The organism is Luteibacter yeojuensis, assembly GCF_000964085.1.
GTDB classification, from domain to species: Bacteria; Pseudomonadota; Gammaproteobacteria; order Xanthomonadales; family Rhodanobacteraceae; genus Luteibacter; species Luteibacter yeojuensis_A.
Genome location: NZ_JZRB01000049.1, coordinates 1 through 4,178 on the forward strand (window position 1 = coordinate 1; position 4,178 = coordinate 4,178).

The 4,178-nt window shown below is 66.1% G+C and carries 5 protein-coding genes and 1 pseudogene; 5 read left to right on the forward strand and 1 reads right to left on the reverse strand.

What is annotated here, in order from left to right; translation table 11 throughout:
• Positions 1-419: pseudogene (locus VI08_RS17970) on the reverse strand (YgfZ/GcvT domain-containing protein); the annotation flags it as partial.
• 126 nt (positions 420-545) lie between these two features.
• Here VI08_RS17970 and VI08_RS21505 point away from each other — a divergent pair.
• The 5 genes from VI08_RS21505 to VI08_RS17990 all read left to right on the forward strand — a co-directional run bounded on the left by VI08_RS21505 (position 546) and on the right by VI08_RS17990 (position 4,149).
• Positions 546-713, forward strand: coding sequence for a DUF1674 domain-containing protein (locus VI08_RS21505; protein WP_084621606.1), 168 nt, complete (start codon positions 546-548; stop codon positions 711-713).
• A 61-nt stretch (positions 714-774) separates the two neighbouring features.
• Complete coding sequence (gene sdhC / locus VI08_RS17975) at positions 775-1,167, forward strand: succinate dehydrogenase, cytochrome b556 subunit (RefSeq protein ID WP_045831013.1); 393 nt, start codon at positions 775-777, stop codon at positions 1,165-1,167.
• Entirely contained in the window at positions 1,164-1,550 is a 387-nt protein-coding gene (gene sdhD / locus VI08_RS17980) for a succinate dehydrogenase, hydrophobic membrane anchor protein (RefSeq protein ID WP_045831014.1), read from the forward strand. The genes sdhC and sdhD overlap by 4 nt, the downstream gene beginning before the upstream one ends.
• 3 nt (positions 1,551-1,553) lie before the next feature.
• Positions 1,554-3,341 carry a succinate dehydrogenase flavoprotein subunit gene (gene sdhA / locus VI08_RS17985; protein ID WP_045831015.1) on the forward strand — a complete coding sequence of 596 codons (1,788 nt, stop codon included), beginning with the start codon at positions 1,554-1,556 and terminating at the stop codon, positions 3,339-3,341.
• Positions 3,342-3,363: 22 nt separating this feature from the next.
• Entirely contained in the window at positions 3,364-4,149 is a 786-nt protein-coding gene (locus VI08_RS17990; protein ID WP_045831016.1) for a succinate dehydrogenase iron-sulfur subunit, read from the forward strand.
• Positions 4,150-4,178 lie beyond the last annotated feature (29 nt).

Here is a 4,178-nt window from a genome sequence, read left to right on the forward strand (position 1 = left end):
TGGCGTGCACGCCACGCGTCGTTGTCATCGCGTGCACCGATGAATATCGACGCATCGCCTTCGCCGAGCACGAGCGTGCCGTCGTCGTGTTCAAACGCGTGCATGTCGTCGCGTGCATCGCCATCGGCGATGTGCAACGCATCGCCCAGCGTGATCGTCACCTTCGAGCGAAACACGAAACGCTTCAGATCGTTCGCGAGCGTTTCGCCATCGCCGCCGCGCGGCACCACCACGAAGCGGTCGTCGGCCACGCGGGCCACCTGGAGCAGGGCGCGGACGCGGCCCTTGGGGTCGAGCCAGCCGCTCCACTGCCAGCGGCCCGTTCCAAGGGACAGGACGTCGCTGCTGAGCTGGGCGTTGGCGAAGGCGGCGGCATCGGGGCCGGCGAGGGTGATGGGGCGAGTGGTACGGCTCGGCATGGGGGCGCGGGGAAGGGTGGGGAGGAGTAAGATATACGGTCACGGCAAGGCCAAACCAAGCCTTGGCGGGTTCGTCAAGGTTGTGCTGCGAAGGCACAGGTATTACGCTTTTAGAGTTTTATAACCATGTCCGACCATCCCTCAGCGCCCGAAACGTCGAACGATTCCGCTCCCGCGAAACCGCTCGTACCGCCGGTCGTCCCCACGAACGGCGAGCCCGGGGTCGAGAAAGCGCCTTTGGATCCCACCCGTTACGGTGACTGGGAAAAGAACGGACGCTGTATCGACTTCTGATCTTCGAAGGCGAGTGGGTGGGTAGTTCGGGCATCAGCGATTCCAATCCAGGATAGCCGCCATGGCACAAACGGGACGACCGCTCTCACCCCACCTCCAGGTCTACAAATGGCAAGTGCAGATGGTTTCCTCCATCCTGCACCGCGCCACCGGCATCATCCTTGCCGTAGGTAGCCTCATCATCACCTGGGGCCTCGCGTCCCTCGCCGCCGGCACCGAGGCCTACGCGTCGTTCACGGCCTGCGCCGGCAGTGCCCTGGGCATGCTGGTGATGCTGGGCTGGACCCTGGCGTTCTTCTACCACCTGGCCAACGGCATCCGCCACCTGGTGCAGGACACGGGCAAGGGCTACGCCATCGGCTCGTTCGTCCGTTCCAGCTGGCTGTCGATCATCGCTGCCATCGTGCTCACCGCCATCACCTGGGCCTTCGTGCTCACCGGGGGCCACGCATGAGCAAGGACCTGCGCAACCCGCTCGCCCGCGCCCGCGGCCTCGGTTCCGCGAAAGAGGGCGTCGGCCACTGGATGACCCAGCGCGTCACCGCCGCGGCGCTCGTTTTCCTCACCCTGTGGTTCCTCTGCACGCTGCTGGGCCTGCTGCACGCCGACTACGCCACGGCGCGCGCCACCCTGGGCAAGCCCTGGAACGCGGTGCTGGCCATCGCCTTCATCGTCACGATGTTCCGCCACGCCGTGCTCGGCCTGCAGGTGGTCATCGAAGACTACGTCCATACCCGCTGGCTCGAAGTGGCCTCGCTGGTCCTCATCAAGTTCATCGCCGTCCTCGCCGCGCTCACGGGCGTGCTGGCGGTGCTGCGCGTCGCGCTCGGAAGCTGATCCATGGAAGCCTACAAGGTCCAACAACATAAGTACGATGTGATCGTGGTCGGCGCCGGTGGCGCGGGCCTGCGTGCCACCTTCGGCCTTGCCGAGAAGGGCCTCAAGGCCGCGTGCATCACGAAGGTGTTCCCCACGCGCTCGCACACCGTGGCCGCGCAGGGCGGTATCTCCGCCGCGCTGGGCAACATGGGCGAAGACGACTGGCGCTTCCACTTCTATGACACGATCAAGGGTTCCGACTGGCTCGGCGACCAGGACGCCATCGAGTACATGTGCCGCGAGGCCATCCCGGCCATCATCGAACTCGAGCACTACGGCGTGCCGTTCTCGCGTACCGAGGAAGGCAAGATCTACCAGCGCCCGTTCGGCGGCATGACCACCCATTACGGCAAGGGCACCGCGCAGCGCACCTGCGCCGCGGCCGACCGCACGGGCCATGCCATCCTGCACACGCTCTACCAGCAGGCGCTGGCCCACGACGCCACGTTCTTCATCGAATACTTCGCCATCGACCTCATCTTCGACAAGGATGGCGTCTGCCGCGGCGTGCTCGCGCTCGACATGAACGAGGGCACCCTGCACCTGTTCCGCGGCCACGCCGTGGTCATGGCCACGGGCGGCTACGGCCGTGCCTACTTCAGCGCCACCTCGGCCCACACCTGCACGGGCGATGGCGGTGGCATGGTGCTGCGCGCCGGCCTGCCGCTGCAGGACATGGAGTTCGTGCAGTTCCACCCGACGGGCATCTACGGTGCCGGCTGCCTCATCACCGAGGGCGTCCGCGGCGAGGGCGGCTACCTCACCAACTCCGAGGGCGAGCGCTTCATGGAGCGCTACGCGCCGAACGCGAAGGATCTCGCCTCGCGCGACGTCGTCAGCCGCGCCATGACCATCGAGATCCGCGAAGGCCGCGGCGTGGGCCCCAACAAGGACCACATCCACCTCAACCTGATGCACCTCGGCCCCGAGGTGATCAACGAGCGCCTGCCGGGCATCGCCGAATCCGCGCGCATCTTCGCGGGCGTCGACGTCACCAAGGAGCCGATCCCGGTGCTGCCCACCGTCCACTACAACATGGGCGGCATCCCCACCAATTACCACGGCGAAGTGGTCACCAAGCGCGGTGACGATCCGGATGCCGTGGTGCCGGGCCTGTTCGCCATCGGCGAGGCGGCCTGCGTCTCGGTGCACGGCGCCAACCGCCTGGGCTCCAACTCGCTGCTCGACCTGGTGGTGTTCGGTCGTTCGGTGGCCAACCGTTGCGCCGAGGTCATCAAGCCGGGCACGGCGCACCCCGACCTGCCGGCCAATGCCCTCGACCAGGCCCTGGGCCGCTTCGATGCGCTGCGCTACGCCAACGGCAACACGCCGACGGCCGCCATCCGCGCCGAGATGCAGAAGACCATGCAGAACGACGCCGCCGTGTTCCGCACGGGCGAAACCCTGCAGGAAGGCTCGAGCAAGATTTCCGAGGTGTACGCGAAGTTCAAGGACGTGAAGGTCACCGACCGCTCGCTGGTCTGGAACTCCGACCTCATCGAAACGCTGGAGCTCTCGAACCTGCTTTCGCAGGCCGTGGCCACCATGCATTCGGCGAACCAGCGCCCCGAGAGCCGCGGCGCGCACGCCCGCGAGGATTTCCCGGACCGCGACGACCACGACTGGCAGAAGCACACGCTGGTGTGGATCGACGAGGAGGGCCGTTCGACCTTCGATTTCCGCCCGGTGCACATGTACACCCTGACGGACGAAGTCGAAGTCGTCCCGCCGAAAAAGCGCGTTTACTAAGAACCGGACCGGAGAGGCAATCGTGGCAGAGTTCACGCTACCCAAGAATTCCCAAATCACGGCCGGCAAGCATTTCCCGGCGAAGGGCGCGAAGAACACGCGCACCTTCAAGATCTACCGCTGGACCCCGGACGACGGCCAGAACCCGCGCACCGATACGTACGAGGTCGACCTCGATACGTGCGGGCCGATGGTCCTGGACGCCCTCCTCAAGATCAAGAACGAGGTCGATTCCACGCTGTCGCTGCGCCGTTCGTGCCGCGAGGGCATCTGCGGCTCGTGCGCCATGAACATCCAGGGCACCAACACCCTGGCGTGCACGCGTTCCATCGAGGAATGCGGCAGCGGCACCATCAACATCTACCCGCTGCCGCACATGCCGGTGGTGAAGGACCTGGTGCCCGACCTCACGCACTTCTACGCGCAGTTCGCGTCGATCAAGCCGTGGATGCGCACGCAGAGCCCGGCGCCGGCCGACAAGGAGCGCCTGCAGTCGCCGGAAGACCGCAAGAAGCTCGATGGCCTTTACGAGTGCATCCTGTGCGCCTGCTGCTCCACGTCGTGCCCCAGCTACTGGTGGAACGGCGACCGCTACCTCGGTCCCGCCATCCTGCTGCAGGCCTACCGCTGGATCGTCGACAGCCGCGATGAAGACACCGGCAACCGCCTGGACGACCTGGAAGATCCGTTCAAGCTGTACCGCTGCCACACCATCATGAACTGCGCGCGTACCTGCCCGAAGGGCCTCAACCCGGCCAAGGCCATCGCCGAGATCAAGAAGCTGATCGTGCAGCGCCGCTCGGCCTGACGTAACCCTGTAGGAGCCCACTCCGTGGG